Origin of the sequence: Clostridium sp. CCUG 7971 (assembly GCF_017590215.1) — a bacterium.
Taxonomy (GTDB): domain Bacteria; phylum Bacillota; class Clostridia; order Peptostreptococcales; family Peptostreptococcaceae; genus Faecalimicrobium.
In genome coordinates, this window is record NZ_JAFFPK010000035.1 from 1 (window position 1) to 859 (window position 859).

Below are 859 nucleotides of genomic sequence, written 5' to 3' on the forward strand. Positions count from 1 at the left end.
TGACATCATTTTATATATATGAAGAAGATAACTTCTAAAAATATCAATGACAAGAAAAGTCGTAAAAATTACAACACTTTAATAACTGGTCAAGTTATTAAGGGTGCAGGGCGGATGCCTTGGCACTAGGAGCCGATGAAGGACGCGATAAGCTGCGATAAGCTTCGGGGAGTTGCACGTAAACTTTGATCCGAAGATTTCCGAATGAGGAAACTCACTTAGAGTAATGTCTAAGTATCGTTAAGTGAATACATAGCTTAGCGAGGGGAACCCGGGGAACTGAAACATCTAAGTACCCGGAGGAAAAGAAAGAAATTCGATTCCGTAAGTAGCGGCGAGCGAACGCGGAACAGGCCAAACCAGTGAAGTTTTCTTTGCTGGGGTTGCGGACATATCATAAACGAAGAGGCTATTGTAGACGAAGAGAGTTGGAAAGCTCCGCTATAAAGTGTAACAGCCACGTAGTCAAAACGAGAAGACTTCAGATATGATCCAGAGTACCACGGGACACGTGAAACCCTGTGGGAAGCAGGAGGGACCATCCTCCAAGCCTAAATACTACCTAGTGACCGATAGCGCATAGTACCGTGAGGGAAAGGTGAAAAGAACCCCGGGAGGGGAGTGAAATAGAACCTGAAACCCTGCACTTACAAGCTGTGGGAGCACATTATTAGTGTGACCGCGTACTTTTTGTAGAACGGGCCAACGAGTTACGTTAAGTAGCAAGGTTAAGCACTTAAGGTGTGGAGCCGTAGCGAAAGCGAGTCTTAAATGGGCGCTTAAGTTACTTGACGTAGACCCGAAACCGGGCGACCTATCCATGAGCAGGTTGAAGCGAAAGTAAAATTTCGTGGAGGAC

General features: G+C 45.8%; 1 rRNA gene. It reads left to right on the top strand.

The features are described from left to right. Positions 1-87: 87 nt before the first annotated feature. Positions 88-859 (top strand): 23S ribosomal RNA (locus JWF52_RS04845); the annotation flags it as partial.